This is a genomic window from Mesorhizobium sp. WSM4806, from assembly GCF_055811635.1.
In genome coordinates this window covers 1-3,021 of sequence record NZ_JBVVQZ010000053.1, presented here as the reverse complement: position 1 = coordinate 3,021, position 3,021 = coordinate 1, and the positions used below count along the sequence as shown (strand labels likewise).

2 protein-coding genes and 2 pseudogenes are annotated in these 3,021 nt (G+C 60.0%); all 4 read left to right on the top strand.

What is annotated here, in order from left to right:
- A partial coding sequence (locus AC0L2M_RS34520) for an ABC transporter ATP-binding protein (protein ID WP_473537258.1) occupies window positions 1–880 on the top strand: 880 nt, incomplete at its 5' end.
- Between the two features lie 12 nt (window positions 881–892).
- Complete coding sequence (locus AC0L2M_RS34515; RefSeq protein WP_473537257.1) at window positions 893–2,671, top strand: ABC transporter permease subunit; 1,779 nt, start codon at window positions 893–895, stop codon at window positions 2,669–2,671.
- A pseudogene (locus tag AC0L2M_RS34510) lies at window positions 2,646–2,744 on the top strand (IS630 family transposase); the annotation flags it as partial. The gene AC0L2M_RS34515 and the pseudogene AC0L2M_RS34510, both read left to right, overlap by 26 nt.
- 87 nt (window positions 2,745–2,831) lie before the next feature.
- Window positions 2,832–3,021 (top strand): annotated as a pseudogene (locus AC0L2M_RS34505) (IS6 family transposase); the annotation flags it as partial.

Sequence of the window (3,021 nt, the reverse complement as noted above, 5' to 3'; positions counted from 1 at the left end):
GTTCGTAGCGCCTACTGAGGGAGACATCCGCATTGCTGGGAAGTCGGTCGCGGCGGTGCCGTCTTACCGGCGCGACCAAGGCATCGTCTTCCAGAGCTATGCGCTGTTTCCGCACCTCACGGTGCGCCGGAACCTAGAATTCCCGCTCGAAATGCGCGGCATGAAGGCTGCCGAGAAGGCAGCGCGGGTCGACCGCATGCTTGCGCGCGTGCACCTCACCGACTTTGGCGGCCGGATGCCGTCGCAATTGAGCGGCGGCCAGCAGCAGCGCGTGGCGCTTGCTCGAGCGCTGATCGCCGATCCGCCGTTCCTCTTGCTCGATGAGCCGCTCGGCGCACTTGACCGTAACCTTCGCGAGCAGATGCAGGTCGAGATGAAGAGCCTGCATAAAGAGTTCGGCATCACCACCATCTGTGTCACGCACGACCAGGAGGAGGCGCTCACTCTGTCGGATCGCATTGTCGTCATGCGCGCCGGGCGAATCGAGCAGACCGACACGCCGGAGGCGCTCTATGACAGGCCGGCGACGTGCTTCGTGGCGAATTTTCTAGGCGAAGCCAACATTCTCGAGAATCCTGGTTTCAAGGTCGAATCCGATGCCAAGCCGCCGTCCGGTACCGTGCCCATGATCCGGCCGGAGCGCATCTGCGTCGCTGCTGCCGCGGCTTCGAAGCGCACCGATGCAGACCAGCGCCAGTTCGTCACCGGCATCGTCGAGGATATGATTTATGCCGGCCCGTTGCGGAAATACCATGTACGCGCCGGGAACAGCGGCCTGATTGTGCGCGAGCACGTCGTCGCCGGCCAGCAGATTTTCCAAGCTGGCGATGAGGTGCGTCTCGACTGGCTGCGCTCAGACGTTCGCTTTGTCAGGACGTGAGAAGGAACGCAGATGAAAATGCTTCAGAAATTGGGCCGAATGCCCATCGTGCTCACTGGGCCTGCTCTCGCAGTTTTGCTGGTTGTCTTCGGCATTCCGATTATCCTATTGTTTCTGACCAGCCTCAATGCGCCGACCTTCTCGCTTGCCAGCTATCAGGCCTTTTTCGGCCAATCCGCGAATATCCGCGTGCTCTATCAAACCATCGAGATTAGCGTGGTGGCCACGGCAATCTGCCTCCTCATCGGCTATCCCACGGCCTATCTTATTGTGGCCGCGTCGAAGCGCCTGCGCATCGCGCTCATTGTGCTCGTCCTTGTGCCTTATCTGACCAGTGGATTGGTGCGGACCTATGCATGGATCGTGATACTTGGCGATCGCGGCCTGATCAACAATCTGCTGCTCGACCACGGGCTTATCTCCAGTCCGCTACCGCTCATCTACAACCGCATGGCCGTTTATATCGGCATGGTTCACATTATGCTGCCCATGATGATCCTGCCTCTGGTCAGCGTCATGATGGGTATCGACAAGTCGCTCATGGCGGCTGCGCGCAGCATGGGTGCACGGCCTTTTGCCGCCTTCTGGCGCGTTTTCTTCCCGCTCAGTATGCCGGGCGTACGCGGCGGCTCGCTGTTGGTCTTTGTGATCTGCCTCGGCTTCTACATCACGCCGGCCGCACTCGGCGGGCTAGGAGACGCCATGCTGTCGACCTTCATTGCGTCGCAGGTCCAGACCTCATTTAACATGGCGCGTGTTGCCGCCACGGCCTTTATCCTCCTGGCAGTCGCCATCGTCGTGCTATCCGTCTTCGGGCTTGATCTTTCCGGTGCGCAGGGCCGTAAACCGCAACAAGCGCAGAACTCTTGGCTGGGTCGGCTTCCTTCATTCGGCCCGTTGCTACGCTATCTCGGTGAGTTTCTCGCTCCCCGTCGGGCGAAGCGCTGGGTGGCGCAACTTTTCCAGGCCGGCCATGACAGCCGCTGGTCGAAGGTCGTTGGCGTGCTGTTCCTCGCGCTCGTCATGTTCTACCTGTTGTTTCCCGAAATTCTCGTCGTCATAATGTCATTCAGCGCGGGGAAGTATTTGGAATTCCCGCCCTCGGGCCTTTCACTGCAGTGGTACCGATCTTTCTTCAGCGATCCGTCCTGGTATGCCGCCGCCTGGACCAGTATCCAGATCGGTGTTGTGGTCGCCATACTTTCGACCATCCTCGGCACGCTTGCGGCTTACGGCCTCAGCAGCACTCTTCCGCGGCTGCGTAGCTTTCTAACTATGGTGATCCTCACACCGATCACCTTTCCGGTTATCGTTGTGGGAATCGCGACCTATCTCGGACTGGTCAAACTAGGACTGCTCGGCACCATGACCGGCATCGTCCTGGCGCATACCATTGCCTCCATCGGCTATGTCGTCGTGATCGTATCCGCTACGTTGGCGAATTTCGACCCGCGGCTGGAGCAGGCGGCTATGAGCATGCGCGCGGGACCGTTCCGGACATTTATGCGGGTGACGCTGCCACTGATCCGTCCGGGCATCATCGGCGGCGCTGTGTTCGCGTTCCTCGCCTCGTTTGATGAGGTCGTCATCACCTCACTGGTGGCAGGGCTTTCAATCCGCACCCTGCCGCTAAAGATGTGGGAGGACATTCGCCACCAGGTCGACCCGACAATTGCCGCGGTGGCGACACTGTTGATCCTTTTGCCCCTGTTCATTCTAATGATCCTCTACGTTGCGGGGTGGCGATCGACGCTGAGCCTTCAGCGCGCGCGCCCAGCACCCGCGGCTTAAGACGGCAGCCTTCAGTGTCGGAGTCTACGACGGCGCCATGAACGGCAACGTGTTCCTGGCTTGTGTCGAGCAGGGGTGATATCACGGTAACGGCTTGTGAGGGGTTACCGCGATAGACGCACGTGCATGAACCGCGCCAGTCAGAGCTACAAGCGCCATCGCTTTCCCACCTCAGATCATCGCCCATGCGGTGTGGCTTTATTTTCGGTATCCGCTGAGTCTGCGTCACCGTTGGGCAAAGAAGTTCGGCCCGGACTCTGTGCGTCGCCTTCGCCGCAAGAGGCCCAGCCGGACGACGTGTGGCATCTGGACGAGGTGGTCATCACCATCGCCGGAAACACTGGTTCAAA